This is a genomic window from Nitrosococcus wardiae (assembly GCF_004421105.1).
GTDB classification, from domain to species: domain Bacteria; phylum Pseudomonadota; class Gammaproteobacteria; order Nitrosococcales; family Nitrosococcaceae; genus Nitrosococcus; species Nitrosococcus wardiae.
Map to the genome: position 1 here is coordinate 170,680 of NZ_CP038033.1, position 22,208 is coordinate 192,887.

At 49.2% G+C, this 22,208-nt stretch carries 21 protein-coding genes and 1 pseudogene; 8 read left to right on the top strand and 14 right to left on the bottom strand.

Translation table 11 applies throughout. From position 1 onward, the window contains the following. Positions 1–2: 2 nt before the first annotated feature. The 6 genes and pseudogenes from sufU to E3U44_RS00860 all read right to left on the bottom strand — a co-directional run bounded on the left by sufU (position 3) and on the right by E3U44_RS00860 (position 5,812). A complete protein-coding gene (sufU, locus tag E3U44_RS00835) occupies positions 3–455 on the bottom strand; it encodes a Fe-S cluster assembly sulfur transfer protein SufU (RefSeq protein ID WP_134356221.1) in 453 nt (150 codons plus the stop codon). Beyond that, positions 452–1,714: a cysteine desulfurase gene (locus E3U44_RS00840; protein ID WP_134356222.1), complete on the bottom strand. Its 1,263-nt coding sequence runs from the start codon at positions 1,712–1,714 to the stop codon at positions 452–454. The genes sufU and E3U44_RS00840 overlap by 4 nt, the downstream gene beginning before the upstream one ends. After that, positions 1,711–3,051, bottom strand: a complete 1,341-nt coding sequence (gene sufD, locus E3U44_RS00845) for a Fe-S cluster assembly protein SufD (RefSeq protein WP_134356223.1) — start codon at positions 3,049–3,051, stop codon at positions 1,711–1,713. The genes E3U44_RS00840 and sufD overlap by 4 nt, the downstream gene beginning before the upstream one ends. Beyond that, a pseudogene (gene sufC / locus E3U44_RS00850) lies at positions 3,048–3,820 on the bottom strand (Fe-S cluster assembly ATPase SufC). The gene sufD and the pseudogene sufC overlap by 4 nt, the downstream one beginning before the upstream one ends. 51 nt (positions 3,821–3,871) lie before the next feature. Continuing rightward, a complete protein-coding gene (gene sufB / locus E3U44_RS00855) occupies positions 3,872–5,320 on the bottom strand; it encodes a Fe-S cluster assembly protein SufB (RefSeq protein ID WP_134356224.1) in 1,449 nt (482 codons plus the stop codon). Between the two features lie 15 nt (positions 5,321–5,335). Continuing rightward, a complete protein-coding gene (locus E3U44_RS00860; RefSeq protein WP_134356225.1) occupies positions 5,336–5,812 on the bottom strand; it encodes an SUF system Fe-S cluster assembly regulator in 477 nt (158 codons plus the stop codon). Between the two features lie 198 nt (positions 5,813–6,010). Between E3U44_RS00860 and rpe the strand changes: the two genes are divergently transcribed. From rpe to trpC, 6 genes are all read left to right on the top strand, one after another. Then, on the top strand, positions 6,011–6,682 hold the full coding sequence (gene rpe, locus E3U44_RS00865) for a ribulose-phosphate 3-epimerase (RefSeq protein WP_134356226.1): 672 nt from the start codon (positions 6,011–6,013) through the stop codon (positions 6,680–6,682). A gap of 230 nt (positions 6,683–6,912) precedes the next feature. Continuing rightward, positions 6,913–7,590: a phosphoglycolate phosphatase gene (locus tag E3U44_RS00870; protein ID WP_134356227.1), complete on the top strand. Its 678-nt coding sequence runs from the start codon at positions 6,913–6,915 to the stop codon at positions 7,588–7,590. A 114-nt stretch (positions 7,591–7,704) separates the two neighbouring features. After that, the gene (trpE, locus tag E3U44_RS00875) at positions 7,705–9,183 is read left to right on the top strand and encodes an anthranilate synthase component I (protein ID WP_134356228.1); all 1,479 of its coding nucleotides are present in this window, start codon (positions 7,705–7,707) and stop codon (positions 9,181–9,183) included. Between the two features lie 9 nt (positions 9,184–9,192). Further along, positions 9,193–9,774, top strand: coding sequence for an anthranilate synthase component II (locus E3U44_RS00880; RefSeq protein ID WP_134356229.1), 582 nt, complete (start codon positions 9,193–9,195; stop codon positions 9,772–9,774). Positions 9,775–9,831: 57 nt separating this feature from the next. Continuing rightward, a complete protein-coding gene (trpD, locus tag E3U44_RS00885) occupies positions 9,832–10,848 on the top strand; it encodes an anthranilate phosphoribosyltransferase (RefSeq protein WP_134356230.1) in 1,017 nt (338 codons plus the stop codon). 49 nt (positions 10,849–10,897) lie between these two features. Continuing rightward, the gene (trpC, locus tag E3U44_RS00890) at positions 10,898–11,707 is read left to right on the top strand and encodes an indole-3-glycerol phosphate synthase TrpC (RefSeq protein ID WP_134356231.1); all 810 of its coding nucleotides are present in this window, start codon (positions 10,898–10,900) and stop codon (positions 11,705–11,707) included. A gap of 73 nt (positions 11,708–11,780) precedes the next feature. Here the strand turns inward: trpC and E3U44_RS00895 are convergent, their stop codons facing one another. From E3U44_RS00895 to E3U44_RS00920, 6 genes are all read right to left on the bottom strand, one after another. Continuing rightward, positions 11,781–12,212: a hypothetical protein gene (locus E3U44_RS00895; protein ID WP_134356232.1), complete on the bottom strand. Its 432-nt coding sequence runs from the start codon at positions 12,210–12,212 to the stop codon at positions 11,781–11,783. A gap of 85 nt (positions 12,213–12,297) precedes the next feature. Then, positions 12,298–12,807: a putative periplasmic lipoprotein gene (locus E3U44_RS00900; protein WP_134356233.1), complete on the bottom strand. Its 510-nt coding sequence runs from the start codon at positions 12,805–12,807 to the stop codon at positions 12,298–12,300. Between the two features lie 280 nt (positions 12,808–13,087). Beyond that, positions 13,088–13,648: a hypothetical protein gene (locus E3U44_RS00905; RefSeq protein WP_134356234.1), complete on the bottom strand. Its 561-nt coding sequence runs from the start codon at positions 13,646–13,648 to the stop codon at positions 13,088–13,090. A 199-nt stretch (positions 13,649–13,847) separates the two neighbouring features. Then, the gene (locus E3U44_RS00910) at positions 13,848–15,095 is read right to left on the bottom strand and encodes a methane monooxygenase/ammonia monooxygenase subunit B (protein ID WP_134356235.1); all 1,248 of its coding nucleotides are present in this window, start codon (positions 15,093–15,095) and stop codon (positions 13,848–13,850) included. 48 nt (positions 15,096–15,143) lie between these two features. After that, entirely contained in the window at positions 15,144–15,887 is a 744-nt protein-coding gene (locus E3U44_RS00915; protein WP_134356236.1) for a methane monooxygenase/ammonia monooxygenase subunit A, read from the bottom strand. Between the two features lie 352 nt (positions 15,888–16,239). Beyond that, entirely contained in the window at positions 16,240–17,016 is a 777-nt protein-coding gene (locus E3U44_RS00920) for a methane monooxygenase/ammonia monooxygenase subunit C (protein ID WP_134356237.1), read from the bottom strand. 427 nt (positions 17,017–17,443) lie between these two features. On the opposite strand from E3U44_RS00920, the gene serB reads away from it, so the two are divergent. Next, positions 17,444–18,280 carry a phosphoserine phosphatase SerB gene (gene serB, locus E3U44_RS00925; RefSeq protein WP_134356238.1) on the top strand — a complete coding sequence of 279 codons (837 nt, stop codon included), beginning with the start codon at positions 17,444–17,446 and terminating at the stop codon, positions 18,278–18,280. 52 nt (positions 18,281–18,332) lie between these two features. Beyond that, positions 18,333–18,785 carry a CBS domain-containing protein gene (locus tag E3U44_RS00930; protein ID WP_134356239.1) on the top strand — a complete coding sequence of 151 codons (453 nt, stop codon included), beginning with the start codon at positions 18,333–18,335 and terminating at the stop codon, positions 18,783–18,785. A gap of 133 nt (positions 18,786–18,918) precedes the next feature. Here the strand turns inward: E3U44_RS00930 and E3U44_RS00935 are convergent, their stop codons facing one another. Continuing rightward, positions 18,919–19,962 carry a cupredoxin domain-containing protein gene (locus tag E3U44_RS00935; RefSeq protein ID WP_134356240.1) on the bottom strand — a complete coding sequence of 348 codons (1,044 nt, stop codon included), beginning with the start codon at positions 19,960–19,962 and terminating at the stop codon, positions 18,919–18,921. Positions 19,963–19,968: 6 nt separating this feature from the next. Next, complete coding sequence (locus E3U44_RS00940) at positions 19,969–21,657, bottom strand: multicopper oxidase domain-containing protein (protein ID WP_134356241.1); 1,689 nt, start codon at positions 21,655–21,657, stop codon at positions 19,969–19,971. Positions 21,658–22,208: the final 551 nt, after the last annotated feature.

Below are 22,208 nucleotides of genomic sequence, written 5' to 3' on the forward strand. Positions count from 1 at the left end.
AACTATTCCGTGGTCACTACCTGGTTTTTATGCTCTAGGGCTGCATGCAAGGTATGCCAGGCAAGGGTTGCACACTTCACTCGCATGGGGAATTCCTTAACTCCAGCCAACACCTCCAATTTTCCCAAGGAGGCCCCTTCACCACGGTGAGTCCCATTATCGGTCACCAAGTCGTGAAACTTGCCAAACAAATCTTCAGCCTCCTGGGGAGTCTTACCCTTTAGCACTTCAGTCATCAAAGATGCCGAAGCCATGGAAATGGCACAACCATCGCCCTGAAAGCTCACATCTTCAATCACGCCATTACGTACTTTAAGAAAGATGGTAATCTGATCTCCACATAAGGGATTATGACCCTCCGCTTGAGAATCTGCGTCCTCCATGGGACGAAAATTCCGCGGCTTTTTTCGGTGGTCCAAAATAACTTCTTGATATAAATCTCTCAGTTCATTCATCCCAATAACTCCCTTACGCGCCTGATCCCAGCAGCCAGGGCATCCACTTCAGCTTTGGTATTGTAAAGCGCAAAAGAAGCCCTTGCCGTTGCCGGAACACCAAAGCGATCCATCACCGGCTGGGCGCAATGATGGCCCGTACGGATGGCAATACCCTCATGGTCAAGAATGGTTCCGATATCATGGGGATGAACCCCCTCCAAGGCAAAGGATAATACCCCCACTTTTTCTTGGGCAGTCCCTATAAAACGCAACCCAGGGATCTGGGCCAAAACTTCTGCAGCATAGGCAGAAAGCTCTTGCTCATAGATGGCTACATTCTCCATCCCTAGCGCCTCCAGATAATCCACCGCCGCACCCAGACCAATGGCTCCAGCGATATGGGGCGTCCCTGCTTCAAACTTATAGGGGGGATCATTGTAAAGGGTTTTGTCAAAGCTCACCGACAGGATCATATCTCCCCCTCCCTGATAAGGGGGCATAGCTTCCAACCACTCCCGTTTCCCGTAAAGTACACCAATTCCCGTAGGCCCTACCATTTTATGAGCGGAAAAAGCGTAAAAATCACAGTCCAGTTCCTGGACATCCACTGGCATGTGGGGAACCGCCTGAGCCCCGTCGAGCAGCACCGGGACTCCTTGGGCATGGGCCAATTCAATGATCTCCCGCACCGGACTGATGGTCCCCAAAGCATTCGAAGCATGAACCATAGTGACTAAGCGAGTGCGGGGCGACAAAAGTTTTTCATATTCATCTAGGAGCAATTCACCGGCATCATTGATAGGGACCACTTTGAGCACCGCCCCAGTCTGCTCGCACAAAAGCTGCCACGGTACAATATTAGAGTGATGTTCCATATGGGAGAGCAGGATTTCATCACCGGCTTGCAACCGATTTCGACCAAAACTCTGGGCGACTAAGTTGATTGCTTCGGTCGTCCCCCGCACAAACACAATCTCTTCCCGCTGGGCAGCATTGATAAAGCGCTGCACTTTATTCCTCGCCGCCTCGTAGGCCTGGGTGGCCCGTTCGCTGAGCTGATGCACAGCACGGTGGATATTGGCGTTATCCCACTGATAATAGTGGCCGATGGACTCAATAACTTGTCTAGGTTTTTGCGCCGTAGCCGCATTGTCTAGGTAAACTAGCGGCTTGCCATGTACGTGCTGCTGCAAAATGGGGAAATCAGCACGCACCTGCTCAATATCAAAAAGTCTACCCGCTGTGGGCACTTTAGTGGCGATATTTCCAATGGTCATAATCCCCCCTCCTTGCGCTGTTCCTCGGAAAGCCAGAGACCTAATTGATGCTCAACGCGATCTCGAATAGGGATCAATTCAATGCGCTTCACAATTTCCTCGGCAAAAGCATGGGTCAGCAGCTGACGGGCGTCTTTCTCCTCTATGCCCCGGGAACGAAGATAGAAAACTTGATCCTTATCTAATTGCCCTATGGTGGCGCCGTGGGCACACTTGACATCATCAGCATAGATCTCTAGTTCTGGCTTGGTATCCACTTCAGCCCCTTCAGACAACAACAGGTTGCGGTTGGCCTGGCGGGCATCCACCTTTTGCGCGTTAGGGTGAACAATCACTTTACCGTTAAAGACTGCCCGTGACTTACCGCCCAAAATCCCCTTATAGTATTCCTGACTAATGGTCTGGGGTTGCTTGTGGTCAATTCGCGTATGGTTATCCACGTGACGTTCACCATCCACAGCATAGAGCCCCTCTAAGACACACCCGGCACCCTCGCCCCCCAATACGCTATTGATATCGTTACGCACCAACCGGCCACCTAAGGCCAAATTGCGGGAGAGGAATTGAGTATCTTGTTCTTGCTGCACTTGCACCGTCGCAATATGGAAGCTTTTAGCCGCTTCCTCCTGCAGCTTAATGTGTTCAAGGTGGGCACCCTTTTCCATAACCACTTCGGTGACCCCATTGGTGAAATACACCCCATCATTTAACCCAGCATAGTGTTCAATAACTGTCAGCCCACTCTCCGGTCCGAGAACCATAAGGTTACGGGGGTGGGTCACCACCGCTTCACTTCGCCCGGTGGTAATAAAGAGGAGATGTACCGGCTTGGTCAGCACCGTCCTAGCAGGCAAATAAAGGTAAGCACCGTCAGTCATGAAAGCGGTGTTAAGTGCCGTGAAAGGCTGATGATGATCCGCATAACCGGCGAGTACACTCCGTAAACTTTCCGCCTCCTGATTGAGGCCGTCAGCTAAACTCCCTACCACTGTACCCTGGGGGAGTTCCTCAATCTCCGATAACCCCGGGACAAAACGGCCATCGACGAATACCAAGCGAAAGCAAGGCATATCGGGCAAAAAATACCCCTGACATTCATCCAAGCGGACCGCTACCGGCGAAGAAACTACTGGAGTAAATGCGGTCTCCGCAAGCGCCCGGACTCGGGTATACTTCCAGTCCTCATTTTTAGGGCCAGGAAAGCCCATGGAGAGGAATTGCCCCAAAGCCTGCTGGCGTAATTCTCGAAGCCAGGGTTGCGCTGCCCCGACTAGCTCGGGTTCCAAACGGGCATGGGAATCAAGATAGGACCGCCAAGCTTCACTTACCCCATTCATAGGGAGGCTGCTCCTGTCACTGGGTTGTTATCTTGTTCAATCCAACCGTACCCTTTCTCCTCCAACTCCAGCGCAAGTTCCTTATCCCCAGATTTTACAATGCGCCCTTGGGAGAGCACATGGACATAATCCGGCACAATGTAATTGAGGAGACGTTGATAATGGGTCACCAAGATAAGTCCTCTCTCGGGACTCCGTAGGGCATTAACTCCATCGGCGACGATCCTGAGGGCATCAATATCCAATCCCGAGTCAGTCTCGTCCAAAATGGTCAATGTGGGCTCCAAAATAGCCATCTGTAAGATTTCGTTACGCTTCTTTTCCCCCCCGAGAAACCTTCATTAACTGCCCGCTGCAGGAAGCTTTCATTCATCTTGACCAGCTTCATTTTTTCCCGCACCAGAGCCAAAAAGTCCATGGCATCCAGTTCATCTAGTCCACGATGCTTGCGCACGGAATTCAAAGCCGCCTTCAACAAATACACATTGCTCACGCCGGGGATCTCCACGGGATACTGGAAAGCCAAGAAGATTCCTGCGCGGGCGCGCTCTTCGGGAGCCAGATCCAATAAATTCTGATCCTGATAAAGGATCTCCCCTGCTGTGGCCTCGTAATCCTCCCGCCCTGCCAGAACACTGGCCAGGGTACTCTTCCCCGAGCCGTTCGGTCCCATAATGGCGTGCACCTCACCGGGATTCACATTTAAATTAATACCCCGGAGGATGGGTTTGCCATCCACACTGGCATGCAGGTTGCTGATGGTTAACATTTAAAAACCTCTATCACTTTGTTGTCGATGCCATCAATAGGTGGGTAAGCGTTAGCCGACTGCCCCTTCCAAGCTCACCCCCAGTAGGTTCTGGGCTTCTACTGCGAACTCCATGGGCAATTCCTTAAACACTTCCTTACAAAAACCATTGACGATCATAGAGACAGCATCTTCCGCGGAGATTCCCCGCTGTTTACAATAGAACAGTTGATCTTCGCTGATCTTGGAGGTCGATGCCTCATGTTCCACCTGTGCTGAAGGGTGTTTTACCTCAATGTAAGGAAAGGTATGGGCGCCGCATCGATCTCCTAGAAGTAGGGAATCACACTGGGTATAGTTACGGGCGCCAACAGCAGTGGGCATAACCCGCACCAAGCCTCGGTAGGTATTTTGTCCTCGCCCGGCAGAAATCCCTTTAGAAATGATGGTGCTGCGGGTATTGCGCCCCATATGGATCATTTTGGTGCCCGTATCCGCTTGCTGGAAATTATTAGTGAGTGCCACTGAATAGAATTCACCCACTGAGTGATCTCCTTGCAAGATAACGCTAGGATACTTCCAGGTAATGGCCGAACCGGTCTCCACCTGGGTCCAGGAGATCTTGGAGTGGGCTCCCCGGCAAGCACCTCGTTTAGTCACGAAGTTATAGATTCCGCCACGGCCCTCCTCATCGCCGGGATACCAATTTTGCACTGTGGAGTACTTGATCTCGGCGTTGTCTAGAGCGACAAGCTCCACCACCGCAGCATGGAGTTGGTTCTCATCCCGCATCGGCGCGGTACAGCCTTCTAAATAACTAACAGATGCTCCTTCATCAGCAACGATCAGGGTGCGCTCAAACTGGCCAGTTTGAGCGGCATTGATACGGAAGTAGGTGGATAATTCTAAGGGGCAACGAACGCCCTTGGGCACATAAACAAAGGAGCCATCGCTAAAAACGGCTGAATTTAAAGCGGCGTAGAAGTTATCTCGGTAGGGTACCACCGTGCCGAGATATTTTTCTACCAACTCAGGATATTTCTGCACCGCTTCGGAAAAAGAGCAAAAAATCACTCCCGCTTCAGCCAGTTTCTCCTTGAAGGTGGTTGCTACAGAGACACTGTCGAATACCGCATCCACAGCCACGCCCGCGAGCCGGGCCCGCTCATGGAGGGGCACGCCTAGTTTCTCATAGGTTTCCAGTAATTTGGGATCAACTTCATCTAAGCTCTTGGGACCATCTTTCTTTGATTTGGGCGCGGAATAATAAACAATAGATTGATAGTCCACGGGTGGATAGTGGACATGAGCCCATTTTGGCTCTTTCATCTCCAACCAATGGCGGTAGGCCTTGAGGCGCCACTCCAACATAAACTCCGGCTCATTTTTCTTGCCAGAGAGGAGGCGAATAACGTCCTCATTGAGGCCGGGAGGTATAGTGTCCGCTTCGATATCGGTGATAAAGCCAGCCCGATATTCCCGATGAACAAGATTTTCAACCTGAAGGGTTGATTTACTCATAGTCTGCTCCCGCGGTTATCTGGTCGTATTACCTGTACTCAGTGGCACCGAACGTCTAGTCAATTGATGAAACTGGATGGGATACACCCCCATCGGCTGAACCATGTCAGACAATTTAATCTCATTTAAGGCCCCATAGACCGCTTGATTAATCCGCTCCCAGTGGACACGGGTGGAACAATGGGACTCCTGCCCACATTCCCCTGGTGTACTAATGCACTCAGTTAAACCGATAGGTCCCTCTAGGGTGGTAATGATTTCTGCTACTGAGATTGTCTCAGGCGGTCTTGCTAAACTATAACCCCCCTGGGCCCCCCGCGATGATACCAATAACTGGGCTCGGGCCAATTGTTTAAGGATTTTACTGACGGTCGGCAAAGGCATTTCCACCTGAGCGGATAAATCAGCGGCGGTATGCTGACCCTTGGAAGCCGCCGCCAAACGTGTCATTAGCACAATACCGTAATCGGTCATCTTACTCATGCGGAGCATGTAGAGCCTCCGTTCCAATTTAGGACTATTATAGTCCCGATTAAGTTCAAAACCAAGTAATTTAGTAAAGTATTAACTATGAGGCTCCCTTATCAAAAAGCAAGCTGAAAAATAACTAATAATGGGGTAAAGTGCACAGCTTTACCAAACTGAAAGCCATTTGGATCGGAATAGCTAATAGTTTAAGAGGTAATGACCATGGCTGATTATAAAATTGCTCCTTCTATCCTATCGGCGGATTTTGCTCGTCTGGGGGAAGAAGTGACTGCCGTATTGGACGCGGGTGCTGACATAGTGCACTTCGATGTGATGGATAACCATTATGTTCCCAATCTGACAATCGGTCCTCTCATCTGCGAAGCGCTGCGCAAACATGGTATCACCGCCGATATCGATGTTCACCTGATGGTGAAACCTGTTGATCGAATCGTGCCTGATTTTGCCAAGGCGGGCGCCAATTATATCACTTTTCATCCGGAAGCCTCCGACCATATCGACCGGACCCTTCAGCTTATCCGCGATGAGGGCTGTAAAGCTGGCTTAGTATTCAACCCAGCCACTTCCCTCGATTATCTTCAATACGTCCTAGACAAAGTGGACATGGTGCTTATCATGTCGGTTAATCCAGGGTTCGGCGGCCAGAAATTCATCCCCTCGGCACTCGATAAGTTACAGCAAGCTCGTCGGATAATTGACACTAGTGGTCACCCGATTCGCCTTGAAATTGATGGCGGCGTTAAGGTCGATAATATTCGGCAAATCGCGGCAGCGGGGGCAGATACTTTCGTGGCAGGTTCGGCCATTTTCCAAAGCGAAAATTACAAAGCCACCATTGGTGAGATGCGTGCCGAGCTAGCCAAGGTAAAATGAAGGGCTGCGGTATAAATATAGGACAGTATCATTAAAATCTTACTTTTAATAAACAAGGGTTCGGACAGTTTTTACTCAGAATGATCAATGAGTTGCCATTCCCAGACGAATAAAATGCAAGTTAGGACTCTCCTTAAGTTACATTTAATTCGGTAAGTCTCTGATTGTTGGTAGCAAGCTCGCCCAAAACTGTCCGAAGTATTGAATAAAGCAAAACGATAGTCATAAGAATGTTGAAAAAACCAGAGATGGTGCTTATCGATGTGGATGGTACTTTGGTGGACAGCGTGCCTGATCTCGCCTTCTGCACCGATACCATGATGAGGCAGCTAGGCCTGCCTCCCCGGGGTGAAACCAAAGTTCGACAGTGGGTAGGGAACGGCGTAGAGCGGCTGATTAAACGGGCCCTACTCGATAACTTAGAAGGGGAGCCGGAGGAGGCTTTATATCAAAAGGCTAAACCTATTTTTCTAGCCCTCTACCAGGAAAACACAAGCAAGCGCAGCTGCCTATATCCTGGGGTAAGCGAGGGATTAATCTGGCTAAAATCTCAAGGATATCGCTTAGGCAGCGTCACTAATAAAGCAGCCCAATTTACCTATCCTCTGCTTAGAGATCTAGGAATAATTGACCATTTTGAGATAATTGTAAGCGGCGACACATTGCCAGAGAAAAAACCCCATCCTGCACCGTTACTCCATGCCGCTAGTTTTTTCGGCATTGCCCCTGAGAAGGCGCTCATGATTGGGGATTCCATCAGCGATGTGAAAGCAGCAAGGGCAGCCGGTTTCCAGATCGTCTGCCTAAGCTATGGTTATAATCATGGCGTAGATATCGCTGACAGCCATCCGGATGGTGTCATCGATTCCTTAATTGAAATCAAAAGCCTATTAAGCGAGGCGGCCTAGGGAATACACTATGACTCACTTCCAGACAAGAGGCCTATGGCGGGAAAAAAGACGATGGTGGTGTTAACTCCCACTAAACCCGGCTAGTCATCTCTTTAATTCTGGAAGTAAACCATGGAACTTGAACAATTTAAACAGCTCGCCGCCCAAGGTTATAATCACATTCCTCTTGTGCGAGAGGTTTTGGCCGACTTGGACACACCTCTCAGCACTTATCTTAAGTTAGCTAATGGCCCCTATTCCTATTTATTTGAATCGGTCCACGGCGGGGAAAAATGGGGCCGATATTCGTTTATCGGTCTACCTTGCCGCACTGTGGTCAAGGTGCGAAATCAAGAGGTGGTGGTGGAAACCAACCACCGCATCGAAGAAACGTACCGCACGGATGATCCACTGGCTTGGATAGAAGCCTTTAAACAGCGTTTTAAAGTTCCAGCAATCGATACTTTGCCTCGTTTTACGGGTGGACTGGTGGGGTACTTTGGTTACGATACTATCCGCTATATTGAGCCCAAGCTTGTCCACGGGAATAAGCCCGATTTCTTGGGAACACCGGATATCCTGTTACTCGTATCCGAAGAAATTGTTATCTTTGACAATCTCAGCGGCAAACTCTACCTCATTGTTCATGTCGGCCCAGAAGGTTATGGGGAAGGACAACGACGCCTAGATGCCCTTGAAGAGCGCCTTCGGGTAGGCGTTCTCAGCCGTCACCCCATTGAGGCTCCTCGGGTGGTGGTCGAAGATGATTTTATCTCCGGGTTTACCGAGGAAGGCTTTAAGACAGCAGTCAGCAAGGCACGCCAATACATTACCGACGGTGATGTAATGCAAGTAGTGCTATCCCAGCGCCTCTCAGTACCCTTTGCCTCTTCCCCCCTAAACCTCTATCGAGCACTCCGTTGCCTCAATCCATCCCCCTATATGTTTTATTTGGATCTCCATGACTTCCATGTCGTCGGCTCCTCTCCGGAGATCCTGGTACGCCTAGAGGAGGGTGTGGTGACGGTACGTCCCATCGCCGGAACCCGACACCGGGGCGCAACAGAAGAAGAAGATCGCGCACTGGAGGAGGAATTACTGGCGGATCCTAAGGAGCTTGCAGAACATTGGATGCTCATTGATCTAGGCCGAAACGACGTCGGCCGGGTCGCCAAAATTGGTAGTGTCAACGTAACCGAAAAAATGTTCATTGAACGCTACTCCCACGTAATGCACATCGTCTCCAATGTGACGGGGCAGCTCAAACCGGGGCTCTCAGCCATGGATGTTTTACGGGCGACCTTTCCTGCCGGTACGGTTTCTGGTGCCCCCAAAGTTCGGGCCATGGAGATCATCGACGAATTAGAACCTACTAGGCGTGGAATCTATGCAGGTGCAGTGGGCTACTTAGCATGGTCGGGTAATATGGATACCGCCATTGCCATTCGCACCGCAGTGATTAAAGATCAAACCCTTCATATTCAAGCAGGCGCGGGAATTGTCTATGATTCGGTGCCCCAGAGCGAGTGGAATGAAACCATGAATAAAGGCCGGGCCATTTTCCGAGCAGTGGCTTTGGCTGAAGCCGGTCTTGATGGTTCTTTCCGCTAGGAGATGAGTATGTTATTCATGCTCGACAACTATGATTCATTTACCTACAATTTAGTCCAATATTTAGGCGAATTGGGTGAAGAAGTCTGCGTTTTTCGTAATGATCAAATCAGTATTGCAGAAATAAAGCGATTACACCCAAAACGTCTTGTAATCTCTCCGGGCCCTTGCACCCCTAACGAAGCGGGTATTTCCCTTGAAATTATCCGCCACTTCGCTGGCAAGCTCCCTATATTAGGGGTATGCCTTGGTCACCAGTGTATCGGCCAAGCCTTTGGCGGCCAGATAGTGCATGCCAAAACTATCATGCATGGTAAAACCTCAAGGGTACATCACAATCATAAAGGGGTGTTTCAAGGCCTTGAGAATCCCTTTGAAGCTACCCGCTATCATTCTCTAGTCATCGACCAGGCTAGTCTCCCTTCATGTTTGGAAGTTACTGCCTGGACTGAAACTGATACAGGAGAATTAGACGAGATCATGGGGATCCACCATCGGGAACTTGCCATCGAAGGGGTACAATTTCACCCCGAATCAATTCTTACCCAGCAGGGGCATGATTTGCTTCTCAACTTTCTCAAATACACCTGAATTTTCCTCAGAGTCTTAAAAAATCTCTCTATTCTCAGAATTTACAAGAAACACCCTATGGATATTCAGACTGCCCTTCGTACTATCACTGCAGGGCGCGATCTTACCAGTGAAGAGATGGCATCGGTTATGAACCTGATCATGACTGGTCAGGCAACCCCCGCACAGATTGGCGGCCTACTCATTGGGCTTCGGATGAAAGGAGAAACGGTGGAAGAGATTGCCGCCGCTGCCAAAGTGATGCGCAAATTAGCCACTAAGGTAAAGGTCACAGGGGCCCACCTTGTGGATACCTGCGGGACGGGGGGAGACGGTGCCAATACTTTCAATATTTCAACCGCTAGTGCTTTTGTTGTTGCCGCAGCAGGAGGGAAAGTGGCCAAACATGGCAACCGTTCCGTCTCTAGCCAATGTGGCAGCGCTGATATTCTTGAAGCTGCTGGGGTTAAAATTGAGATTACACCCGCACAAGTGACCCGTTGCATTGAAGAATTAGGCGTAGGCTTTTTGTTTGCCCCTCGACACCACGGTGCCATGAAATACACCATAGCCCCACGGCGAGAAATGGGAATCCGCACCCTCTTTAACCTCTTGGGTCCCCTCACTAACCCTGCCGATCTCCCCAATCAAGTAGTCGGGGTTTTTAGCGAGGAATGGCTTGAACCTCTAGCCTGGGTCTTACAGCGTTTAGGTAGCCAGCATGTGCTCATCGTACACGCTGAAGATGGCTTGGATGAAATCAGTATTGGAGCAGCGACCCAGATCGCTGAATTGAGGAATGGCACCGTCAAAAGCTATAAGATCACCCCTGAACAGTTTGGCTTTGAACGGGTTTCAATCGAGTGCCTAGCGGTTAACAATGCTCAAGAGAGTCTTGACGTTTTACGTTCAGCCTTGGCTAATCACCCCGGCCCAGCCCGGGATATTGTGGCTTTGAATGCAGGGGCCGCCATTTATGCAGCAGATCTCACCCCAACCCTGGAAAAAGGAATAAACAAAGCGTTAAAGGTTCTATCCGAAGGCAAAGCTCAAGAGAAATTGGCCGCCTTAATTGCATTTACCCAGACTGATTAGCTAACAATAACAATAAAAATAATCTCGAAAAAAGGGAGATAGTTGAAAGATGAACGAGGCCCCCGATATCTTACAGAAGATCTTGCGACGGAAAGCCGAGGAGATTACCGCACGGGCTCAACAGCTTTCAATCCGGGAACTCAGCCAACAAGTAGAGGGGGCACCTCCAGTACGTGGCTTTGTTAACGCTATCACTCAAAAGGTAAATGCCCAGCAATTCGCCGTTATTGCTGAAATCAAAAAGGCTTCCCCTAGTAAGGGGCTTCTGCGCGAGACCTTTGATCCGGCAGCAATTGCCCGTAGCTATGAAGAGGGGGGGGCAACTTGCCTGTCAGTACTCACCGATCTCAGTTTCTTTCAGGGCAGCGAAGCAGACCTCCGCCTAGCCCGAGATGCTTGTGAATTACCCGTGTTAAGAAAAGATTTTATCATTGATCCCTATCAGGTCTATGAAGCTCGGGTAACAGGCGCCGACTGTATTCTACTGATTGCAGCGGCCCTAGGCGACGCTTTAATGCTGGAACTCTCACAACTCGCCGAGCACCTGAACATGGACACGCTTGTAGAAGTACATAATGCCGAAGAACTTGAGCGGGCCCTAGCCCTAAACACACTACTCATCGGCATTAATAACCGCAATTTAAAAAACTTTGAGACAAAGTTAGAAACCACTCTTGGCCTGCTTGCTCAAATACCTTCTAATCGCCTAGTAGTCACTGAAAGCGGTATTCACAGTGCCGCAGATGTAATGAGGATGAAGGAAGCCGGGGTCTATGCCTTTCTTGTGGGCGAAACTTTTATGAAAGCAGAAGAGCCCGGCGAGAAACTGGCAGAACTATTCCCATTCCCAGAGGAATAACCCCTAATAGCCGCAGGAAATTTATGTTAAATTGTGACTTTATCCCTTTCCCATTGGGATTTATACAGTCCTTTTAATCCAAAAGCCCTGAGCGACCCAGTCGCCAAGTGTAGGCGCAGGCTCCAACCAATATGCCGAGGATCAATGCTCCCCCGCCTAATTCTGATGAAAAAATGGCGACTAAGGATCCTTTATTAAAGGCCGTCAATCCAAGTTTCCCCAAGCTGGCCCCAATAGCCCCAAGAAAAAAATAAAGAGCCAATCGGCGGTGCAAATAGAGGAGCAGGGCTGCAGCCAAGATCGCAATATTAATAAACAAAGTCACCCCTATTTCTGACCATGTCAGAGTCTCAAGCATCATTTGCTGTTCAAGGGAGAGTTTTCTAACGCCGGTAACCGTGGAAAGATAGCTCACCAAAGCGGTACCCGAAGCAATAGCAAGAAAAAAAGATAGGAAGATCGTCCCTGGACGACGCTGTTCTAGATGGGGTTGTTTGCCGTTCATAAAAAATACCTCAAAGAAGAAACAAGCCCTAACTTAAGCCGGGCATACCCGCCCCCTCAGGCAGGTATGCCCTATGCGACAAGATTCATTCCTTTTTAGTATAGATAACCGTTTCAGGCATACCTATCACGTCATCAAAGTCGCCATCAAGATTATAGTCCTCTTTTAAAGTGAGCTTATCGCCTTCAACAGTATAATAGATGGCATAATCATTGGTAGTTGATTTCATATCAACAGCGCTCCAACTCTGTGTCCCTTCATTATATTCCGCTGTACCGTAGGAATTCGCCGTCCACTCCATATAATCAGGCGACACAGAAACGCTTCCGGTTTCTCTTGAAGTTTCCGACCAATCATAAACTGCAGAACCATCTTCATCGATTAGTTTTTTATACCAAGAGTATTTATAAGTATTACCAGAAAAGGTGACTTCTCCCTTAGTTTTCAGGGTTCCACCATTCTGCTTCTCGGTCCCAAGCTCCGCCTCCCAGGTTCCTGCAAGGCCAAAATCCTCTGCACCTGGGCCACCCGACTGACAAGCCGCCAATACTAAGGCAAGAAACGCCATAAACAACATCAAGGGAAACCGTTTCATCTAAGCTCCTTATTTCTATTGATTAGTATTAGATAGCCTATTAAGCCAAAAGGTTGCTAGCGCAATTTTTCTTTGTCTAGATCAATTGTATCATCACAACATAACAAGCATTAGATATCAACTGCCCGCTCAGCTCTATTTAGTTTGATATTGCCTTACAAGATAGCAGCACATTCCTTTTTCCCCCGGCATTCAATTACTTATATAATTGAATGCCGGGGATCTCCCCTATGAATTTAGGAATCCAGCTATTATAAATATGATTTAGACGATGCTGATGCTAGGCGCTCGCTTCCTTTTTACCGCGGCGGGCAAACCAAACCATTAACCCTATAACAACAGCAGCAAAAGCAATAGCACCAATCCACTGAACGGTCTGCTCTCCTTGAAGAGCAACCCGAATTGGCGCTTTGAACACCAACGGCTGATCACCCCCCAGGGTAACCACTGCAGTGTATTCTCCTGGATTAGCAAAAGCAGCCTCAAGCTCGATAGTCCCTTTCGGGTACCTCTGAACAGGTCGCTCCACTATGGTTTTGTAATTTGACGGACCCGAAGCGGTTTCCTGCTCTTCCACAACCCGAACTTCCACAGGCCGATCACGCAATACCCTTTCCACCAAGTCAAAAACCAAAATGGAATTTCCGGCGGTCGGCAAATCCCAGCATAACTCTTCCCCGCCAATGGTTTGTGGCTGGTAAGCGGTAAAGTGCATCCGATAATTACCGATATTAACAACACACTTATCCGCCTCGATTCCGCCCCCTCCATGGGCCATGGCAGAGGTGCTGGCTAACAATAATCCAAATAATGCAAAGCAGCTAAATAGTACTCTCTTCATTAGCTAATACCCTTTAATTTAGCTTTGAGGGATTGGCATGAAATGCAACTTCAGAGCTTTAGTGTCTGAGCTACAGAGATAGATAAGAATAGGCCGACCCTTCACTCCAATATGGAGTGAAGGGTCGGCTTATCAATTACGAATAGCTTAACTCATATTACGCATCTTTGACTACACGCGCGCCAAGAGTGACCATTCTTTAGACAAAGATTGGGATTAACGCCCCGCCAACAGGGATCGGCAGTCTGTTCCCTTCGGCGTCGACAAAGAACAACAGTCCACCAAACCGGCTATCCGGATCGTAGATAACGTCAGCCATACGCTCGACTTCCCAAGCTGCATCGGTACCGGAGACTTCGACCACTACCGTTTCACCCGGAGCAATATCCTGCTGGCTCACTTCTAGCCCTTCCGGTGCCAATAGATTATCCGGATAATCCGTGTCATCTACAACCACATCAGGGTTCAAGAAGCGAATACCACCGGTGGCAAACTCGCCTATGGAAATAACTCCATCGGTATGGTTAGTGATTTCAAGCTTCATTGAGATAGTCCGGCCCGGCACCCGATAGTTAGCCTTGAGCACATCGACCGACACCATCCTATCGTAATCGACCGGTAGCGGTTCAATCTCACCTAGCAGACCAGCCTGCAAAGGCACAGTAACGGGATGCTTACTTTCGGCGCTCTGATAGCCATACAGAACGATGACGAGGACGCCGACCATTACACCCAGGGTTACCTTCTTGTCTGTATCGGTGATGAGATCATTGGCCTCCCCTGCTTCTACTCTCATGTAGCGAGGTAAAAACATGGGACGGCGAGCCCACCACCACATCCAAGCGATACCCAAAACATACCAGAACACGTGCCAACCAACGACGGTGCCTAGACCCAACCTTTCTATGTCAACGGTGTTACCCGTCAGGTCGGTGATGGGGTTTTCAAAGTCCTCAATATTACCCGTAATGGTTATATATTTGCCGGGACCGATAAGTGGACCGCCCCCCTCGATGTTCATCATGGTATGGACGTGCCAAGTTCCCGGACGACGGCCTTTGAGTTCCACCGAAAAGCTATAATCGCCGCCGAGCTCGATACCCACTGAACGGGGCACGAACACGTCATTGATGTAAGAAGACATCCGAGTGGACACCGGTCCAGGTTGACCGACATTCAAAAAGGACACATGGGGATGACGCACCGCTTCCGGCCAATCCTCGAAAACACGGAATTTGCCGCTCATGGTGTAGGTTTCGTTGACTGCAATCTGGTCCTTGGACCATTTAAGGTCATACCAATGGATGGTCCGCATCCGCAGGAAGGCGGCCTGTGACTTTTCACCGTGGGCGGCTACTGTAGGAACGTAGAAGACGCTCGATGCCACCACGGTGGCAAAGCCGATGGCTAGCCATTTTCTGGCTCGATTCATTATATTACCTTTCATGTTCTCCGTCTCTCTGTTTAGGATTTTAGAATTATTATCTTCCAAAACTTACACTTGTTGGACGTTGTAATCTCTGGAGAACCAGCGGCCGACAAAGTGCCACGTAAAGTACATGACCATGCAAACAAAGCCTGAGAAGAATGCCGATACCGGAACGACGTCTTTACCAAATGTTCTCAGGGTACCTTTCTCGACCATCCGGATATATTCAGGAGTACCCGTCCGAACATAGTGATACCCCATGATGTCGGCGATGGACATAACCAAGCCATTGTATTCCACGGGAACATGGTACTGGGCTAACAGCGGCCAGTTTGCAGGATAAAGCAACAAGCCGTAGAACAACCCACCCACGATGGCGGTCAAACCATAGCTCTTGGTCAGCACGAGAACGGCATCCAAGAACAAGGCCATGGGGACTAGAACGGCCGGCCAAACGAAGTTAATGGGGAAGTAGGTAAAACCGTAGAAGTTAAAGTAACGGTTAGCCCACTCACCGGCTAGCACCCCGAGCGTCACGATGGTGGCGCCAAAGGGAAGACGGAATCTTTCCCAGAAAAATGCCTGCATGGCGGCAGGGTAAGCAATCGCCACGATGGGAGCCACCGTGACCCACATGCGCCGGTCTTTCCAGTCAGTCCAGAAATCCCAGTCGCCAAACAGAAGCATACAGTGAACATGGTACGAAGCGAGAAAAATACCGAAGAACGCTCCTAACGCTAACAAATCAAGCGTTCTAGAGATCTTTGCAGCTTCCTCCGGTGTACGAACCGCAGACGCAAGTGCACTCATATCTGCCCTCCTAAAATAGGGTTTTTATTTGATATCTGTTATGATTATTCATTCACCGGTCCGTAGATCCGTGAATTCCTAAGGCCTGCTTCCCTGCTGCCTGTTCTTATCGCCACTCGTTAAGGTTGCTTTGTTTTGGGGTTCCACTTTTCCCATCCTCAACAAGGAGACATATCCGTCAATCGTTCTTAATTAAAGCTCCCTTACCCTCTTTTCAATCTTGGCAGAACTCCTTCCTGCCCAGGGTTTAATACAGAAGGTATATAAAAAGGCGGCCGCGAACCCTCAATTAATTGTTGGATTGCGGCCGCCCCATTTAACACTTTAACTGAAAACTCATTAACACAAGCGATCAGCTACGGGAGTAATCCGGGCTTTGCTGGAGCGACTGGCCAATTAGCTCGCGCATGCGGCCTTGGACCTGCAAGAATACGCCGAACATCGCCAGGATAAACCAAGCAAAGAACACAAAACCCCAATGCAGCGGTGCAACAAACAACTCCTCCATGAACCAGAAGGTGTGACCCCACTCATTCAGGCCCACATTCGGGAAGATCATAAAGGGTCCAAACACCAACATCAGGTAAGGCACAGACCAGCCCTTAGCAAAGTAAGGAATACGAGTCTTGGCATACACAAAGGAACCCAAGCCTACCATAACGTAGATCGGGTAACTCATGTAGAACTCGATAATGTGGCTAGGAGTGAAGTCCGTATCCCGGACCACCGTCTGATGCCAGGTACCATCCTGCTCGGTAAAGAAGCTTGCACCCCAGAACAGACCAACGCCATAAACCACCCACCACATATACAGGGTGCAGTAACGGCGCAGTTCCTCACGGGGTTGAACAGCCTCTATATTGCGATCCCGGGTCTTGATCAGGTAAGCCACTAAGCCCGCAGTCGCTAACGCTTCAACAACGAGCTCAATGTACAGCAGATTCATCCAATACTTTTCGAATTCCGGAGTAAAGGAATCCAACCCGTACTTCCATCCGTAAACGCCTTCATACCAACGTACACCGATGTAGAAGATAAAGAATGCCGCGACGGCCCCCCACATACCTTTCCAGGCAAAGAGGGATTCCTCTTCAGCTACTCCCGCAACAGCTCTACTAGTTGCAGCCATATTGATAGCCTCCTATTTGACTGAACTATTTCGATTGAGAAGCCATCCCAGTCTTAGACATCACTGGTGACTGGCTCTCACCTCTCTCCCCCTCTTTGAACTGGTTTTTCGAGGGAAGAGTAAAATCCCTTATCGTTACAATAAGTCCTTTAGAAATGGAGTGTAGCATCCCCAAAGTGTGTGTCAAGCAATAATAAATACGAATTTTTTATGCTTATTTTCATGAGATGCATTCAGAAAAGCTCAATAGCCTTTTCAATAAGTCCGGTATTGTATCTTCCCTAGATTTTACCTACAAGAAGTAAGGTTAATCCCCATAAAAAAAACCTTTTGAAGCACTTAAGGCCCCTATTATCGGTCTTTATCCCCCTCTGGGAATGTTATGATTTAGCTGCGTCTATAAAAATTTCAGCGAGAATTCTCACCCATGTCTACCCTTATTCTTCAAGGGCCGCAGTTAACTCTGGATCTGGCTAATCAAATTGCTCAACAAACTCATACCGAACTTCACCCCCAAGGACAAGGTTATCGGCTTTATGGCAGGCAACCGTTTTCCCCTCAAACTTTAGCGAGGCTACGGTCAACTTATGAGGGTGTGGATATTAATCTCCTTCCGGAGGGCTACCACCCTGAGCAGGTACGCCTTCTAGTCACCGACATGGACTCCACCTTTATTAATATTGAATGCATCAATGAAATTGCGGCCTTCTTTGGCAAAGAAACACAGGTTAGCAGGATCACTGCCGCCGCTATGCGAGGTGAAATCAACTTTGAAACTTCTCTCATCCAACGGGTAGCGCTATTGAGGGGAGTCCCCGCCAACGTCCTTGCCGAAATCTATGAAAAGCGGCTTGCCGTCAACCCAGGGGGAGAAGCCTTGCTTGCTACACTGAGACAACGCGGTCTTAAAATCGCCTTAGTCTCTGGGGGGTTTACTTATTTTACCGAGCGTTTAAAGCAAGAATACAATTTGGACTATACGCTAGCAAATCAGCTAGAAATTAAAAATAATCGGCTGACCGGCACTGTAGTAGGCAGTATCGTGGGAGCGACTGCTAAGGCCAGATTTTTGCAGAGGCTGTGCAAGGAATTAGATATCGAGACAAGACAGACAGTGGCTATCGGCGATGGAGCCAATGATTTGGAAATGTTGAGAGTTGCAGGCCTTAGTGTGGCTTACCATGCTAAACCCAAAGTACAGGCAGAAGCCCACGTCGCCCTTAACCATAGTGCTCTGGATGGAGTGTTACCCTTTTTATTTTGATAAATGATGGAAACCTGCTGTCCATTGTTCGATCCCGTAGAAGGAGATGCCCATGTCAGTGGGACAATATTGCAATCGCGAGGTTATTGTGGCCTCTCAGGACACCTCTATTTTAGAGGTCGCGCAGCTGATGCGTCGGCACCATGTGGGAGATGTACTTATAGTAGAACAGCAAAGGGAACAGAATATCCCTATCGGCATTGTGACTGATCGCGATCTCGTTGTTGAAATCTTAGCCGAGGAGGTATCCCCAGATGCTGTCACGGTGAGGGATGTCATGAGCCCTGTAATCACCATACCTGAGAAAGCGGACCTTTGGGACACCCTACAGCAGATGAGGTATCAAGGTATCCGGCGGATGCCCGTGGTCAACGAGAAAGGTGGCCTAGAGGGGATTCTGACGGTTGATGATGTCCTGGCATTGCTTGCCGAGGGGCTTACCGATCTCGTTAAGCTGATAAAACATGAAATAGAACAAGAAGCTCGCTTGCGGAGTAAGCCTTAATCTAGTTCAACCTTATGATATGGAAAGCAACTTGCCGACGTACCCTGTCACTAACTCTCTAGGAATTTGGTACAAGGTACGCCGGCAAACAAGAGAAATTGCTCGAGGGCGTGAAATGACCCCTGGGCTTTACTTACTTGCCAAACGACCACCACTTACGCGGCTTGGCTTCCGGCTTAGAAACCTGTTGTTGCTGCGCGGCTTCCTTTGTTTTTGCCACAGCCTTACGCTTGAAACGCCCCAGACCCACAATCGCCAGCCCTAGGCCTGCCAAACCTGCGCCCAAGGAGGAGCCTATCGTGCTCCAACTGGTTTCCGTTTCATAGGGATCCGGATAGTTTGGCGCTGTAAGCCCGGGAATGCTGGGGAAATCTTGATCGCCACTCCCTACTTTTAGTTGGGCCTTCATGCCTTTTTCCGTGTGTTGGGCAATATCGCAGTGGACAAAATAGGTTTTTTCCACGCTTGGCACGATAAAGGTACCCGTTCGACGACCCGGCCCTGCCACCTCAAGGTGAAACATTCCCTGAGGATAGATGTACTTGGGCAACATGTGAACCATCCATTGGTGGCGAACCTTGTCCTCATTAATAAAGGTGACTGTAATGCGCGTACAGGGTTCGACTTTCCATTCATGTTGGTCAAAACCAAACACTGTTCCTGGAAACTCTTTAGCATACTTAGTCCCTGCTCGCACTGTAATTTCCACATCACCGGCAAGCTGAGGGCAATCACGGGGCAAGTTATCCGTATTTTCATTCATGACCATGCCCTCAGCATCCATATCCATCATGTGGTGTTCATGCTTAAATTCATGATGAATGTGAGCCTCTTCTTCCTCAGAAGACGGCTTGACTTTTACCTCTGCTGCCTCTGCCGGATGCTCATGGTGGTGGTGATGCTCCGGCTCTTCAGTTGCCGCTGCTTCTCCTTCAGCCTCCGTTTTTCTTTCAGCCTGAGCCTCCTGGGCCGAATTTTTTGCCTTCGAATCCGGCGTAGGCTGCCCTTTATCTTGAGCATCCGCATCCCCCGGGTGCTCATGATGATGGTGATGTTCCGGCGCAGCCGCTTCGGATGGCGGCTTGCTCTGCTCTGGGCTGTCAGCCGATTCTACCGCGGCGACACCAAGGGAAAACATAAGTGCCGCACTAAAAATGAGCCATTGATATCCAACCATTTCTACTTACACCTCCTGGGGACGGCGCCGCCTAAAAATCCTAATTAGGCGAACCCCAATGACAATACCGCCGAGCAGCACACCTATCCCGAAAGAAACCAAGACTGGCTGAAGCTGCAGTTGGGCAGGTGCCTTGTTAACATCGCCAAACAAGTTTTCTTGGTCGAAGCTCGCCCATACCGGCACTTCCCTTTGATAGAATTCCTTACTAAAGTAGGGTTTGAGATCAACTCCCCTGCCCAGTGGCAAGCCATTTTCGCTGAGAAACGATTCATAGACAATGTTGGTTACGTCCCCGCCGGGATTTACCCCATCGGTGGTGACCGCCCTCTCCGTGTGATCATGCAACAGCCAAATCCCTTCCCCATAGCTGTGCAAGCCATCAATAGAGGTATTCAAAGTTAAATCGAGGCGCTGGGCTGGCCCCACGGTATAGACGTCCCGGGTGATCCAGGCCTCCGGGTTATGGGGCGCGCCATCATAGGCGGTAATAGTCATCTTATGGCCATGGCTATGCACATAAACAGGATCTTGGCCTGCATTCGCCATCCGAAGCTTCACCTGCTCATCAGGTTTTACCACTACCAGCGATTCTCGAATGGTATAGGGAAAAGAACGTCCATTAAGCAGAAAATAGTTGGTTGGCTCTTCAGTTATGTTGTAATCGCGGTTAATGGCCTGGGCGATCAAGCGGGCATCATTGGCGATTTTAATCTTATCTGCCAACGTCTGATCGACACTCTGATAAAGAAGATCATATTCTCGATCAAAGGATTCTTTTATCGCCACCGAGGGATGGCGCACTTGTCCTCCTCCCACATTCAAGGTCTGAACCCAGTTATTGGGGCGATTTTCTTCCACCGCCATTATCCCTACTAATCCCATCCCAATATGGGAATGGGGTTGAACATGGCAATGGTAAAGCATAGTCCCCGCATGCCGGGGAGTCATTTCGTAGGTACGACTCTCTCCAGGCATCACAGGCAATTCACTGGTCTGGGGAACCCCATCATTCCCTTCGCCTGCTGCATCGATAAAGGGATGATCAACCCCATGAAAATGGATGGTATGGGGCAAATAGTGGGTGTTTTCAAGAGTAACTTTTATCGTATCCCCCTGCTCAACACGGAGAGTGGGGGACGGGGCCCGCAGATAGTAATTGGCCTGCAGACTCTCGAAATTAAGAGTGGACATGCCCCGGGTCTTGGGGGCAAAAACCCAGAATCCAGGTTGGACGCCCGGCGCAACAGAGTAAGCGGGAATAGGCGCCGGGAAATCTGGTGAGAATCCGTTTAACTCAGCCACTTCCAGCCGAACATGAATCACATCCGGGTCGCCGTCCCCATCCCGGTCCTTACCTTTGGTCACAGCGTCCATCGCGAGCTGGGTCTCCATAATGGTGTCATGGGAGACGTTGTTCGTACCTTTTACGAAGGCCGCGATATCCGCCGGGTTATCCGGATTGCAAAGAGGCGAAGCTTTCACCGCCACCCCATCAATTACCTGAGGCTCTCGCCAGACGGGATCTACCTCAGGACAAATCGGCTCGTTGTCCAATTCAGCCAGACTGAAGCTTTCAGCCGCCGGAGGTCGTTGATAGGGAGCCGATTGCACGACAGAGGGAAGCAAGAAAGCAACGCCCCCCAGTCCTATCACGGTGGCTAAGAAAGCTTGACGTATACTTATCATTTGCATACACACAACCTTTATTAAAGGTTCAACTCGATAATTAGCAGCAGTTCGAACCCTAATATCCAAACCTGCATCTCAGCTAAAAATTAGTTATATTAGTTGCCGCTAATCCTACTTAGTTCCCTAGTAACAAACAAGGAATTTTCTGTTTAGGCTTAACTTGTGAGTGTTATTACAGTGACTAAAGCATGGGGTTACTTAACACTACTAGGCTTGCGCAATAGCTTCCAGCACGAACCTTAATCATAATTTTATTGCGAGGAAGGGAAGAGCAGGAACGAGCGAAGAGGCGCAACAGCACCAAAACTTTGGAAAATTCCTAACAAGGAATTTTTTCTAGCGAGTGGGGAGACGCAAAGACACTACGGTTAATATAGCCCCCGTCAATTCCTTTTCGCCTCTGCGTCTCCTACATGGGATTAAGCCTATTTATCCGGTTAAGAAATTAACCTTTAGACTTAACCCACAATAAACAAAGTGCACACTTAAATTTTAGAAACTTAGCCAGTAACAAAAGGAAACAAAAGTGACTACCCTTTGCAACTCCCCTTTTT

Coding starts and splice junctions, on each gene's coding strand:
- sufB (WP_134356224.1), bottom strand. CDS start 5,320: ATGAGTAAATCAACCCTTCAGGTTGAAAATCTTGTTCATCGGGAATAT.
- rpe (WP_134356226.1), top strand. CDS start 6,011: ATGGCTGATTATAAAATTGCTCCTTCTATCCTATCGGCGGATTTTGCT.
- E3U44_RS00935 (WP_134356240.1), bottom strand. CDS start 19,962: ATGGTTGGATATCAATGGCTCATTTTTAGTGCGGCACTTATGTTTTCC.
- serB (WP_134356238.1), top strand. CDS start 17,444: ATGTCTACCCTTATTCTTCAAGGGCCGCAGTTAACTCTGGATCTGGCT.
- trpD (WP_134356230.1), top strand. CDS start 9,832: ATGGATATTCAGACTGCCCTTCGTACTATCACTGCAGGGCGCGATCTT.
- sufU (WP_134356221.1), bottom strand. CDS start 455: ATGAATGAACTGAGAGATTTATATCAAGAAGTTATTTTGGACCACCGA.
- E3U44_RS00880 (WP_134356229.1), top strand. CDS start 9,193: ATGTTATTCATGCTCGACAACTATGATTCATTTACCTACAATTTAGTC.
- E3U44_RS00915 (WP_134356236.1), bottom strand. CDS start 15,887: ATGAGTGCACTTGCGTCTGCGGTTCGTACACCGGAGGAAGCTGCAAAG.
- E3U44_RS00940 (WP_134356241.1), bottom strand. CDS start 21,657: ATGCAAATGATAAGTATACGTCAAGCTTTCTTAGCCACCGTGATAGGA.
- E3U44_RS00870 (WP_134356227.1), top strand. CDS start 6,913: ATGTTGAAAAAACCAGAGATGGTGCTTATCGATGTGGATGGTACTTTG.
- E3U44_RS00860 (WP_134356225.1), bottom strand. CDS start 5,812: ATGCTCCGCATGAGTAAGATGACCGATTACGGTATTGTGCTAATGACA.
- E3U44_RS00895 (WP_134356232.1), bottom strand. CDS start 12,212: ATGAACGGCAAACAACCCCATCTAGAACAGCGTCGTCCAGGGACGATC.
- sufD (WP_134356223.1), bottom strand. CDS start 3,051: ATGAATGGGGTAAGTGAAGCTTGGCGGTCCTATCTTGATTCCCATGCC.
- trpE (WP_134356228.1), top strand. CDS start 7,705: ATGGAACTTGAACAATTTAAACAGCTCGCCGCCCAAGGTTATAATCAC.
- E3U44_RS00900 (WP_134356233.1), bottom strand. CDS start 12,807: ATGAAACGGTTTCCCTTGATGTTGTTTATGGCGTTTCTTGCCTTAGTA.
- trpC (WP_134356231.1), top strand. CDS start 10,898: ATGAACGAGGCCCCCGATATCTTACAGAAGATCTTGCGACGGAAAGCC.
- E3U44_RS00905 (WP_134356234.1), bottom strand. CDS start 13,648: ATGAAGAGAGTACTATTTAGCTGCTTTGCATTATTTGGATTATTGTTA.
- E3U44_RS00930 (WP_134356239.1), top strand. CDS start 18,333: ATGTCAGTGGGACAATATTGCAATCGCGAGGTTATTGTGGCCTCTCAG.
- E3U44_RS00910 (WP_134356235.1), bottom strand. CDS start 15,095: ATGAAAGGTAATATAATGAATCGAGCCAGAAAATGGCTAGCCATCGGC.
- E3U44_RS00920 (WP_134356237.1), bottom strand. CDS start 17,016: ATGGCTGCAACTAGTAGAGCTGTTGCGGGAGTAGCTGAAGAGGAATCC.
- E3U44_RS00840 (WP_134356222.1), bottom strand. CDS start 1,714: ATGACCATTGGAAATATCGCCACTAAAGTGCCCACAGCGGGTAGACTT.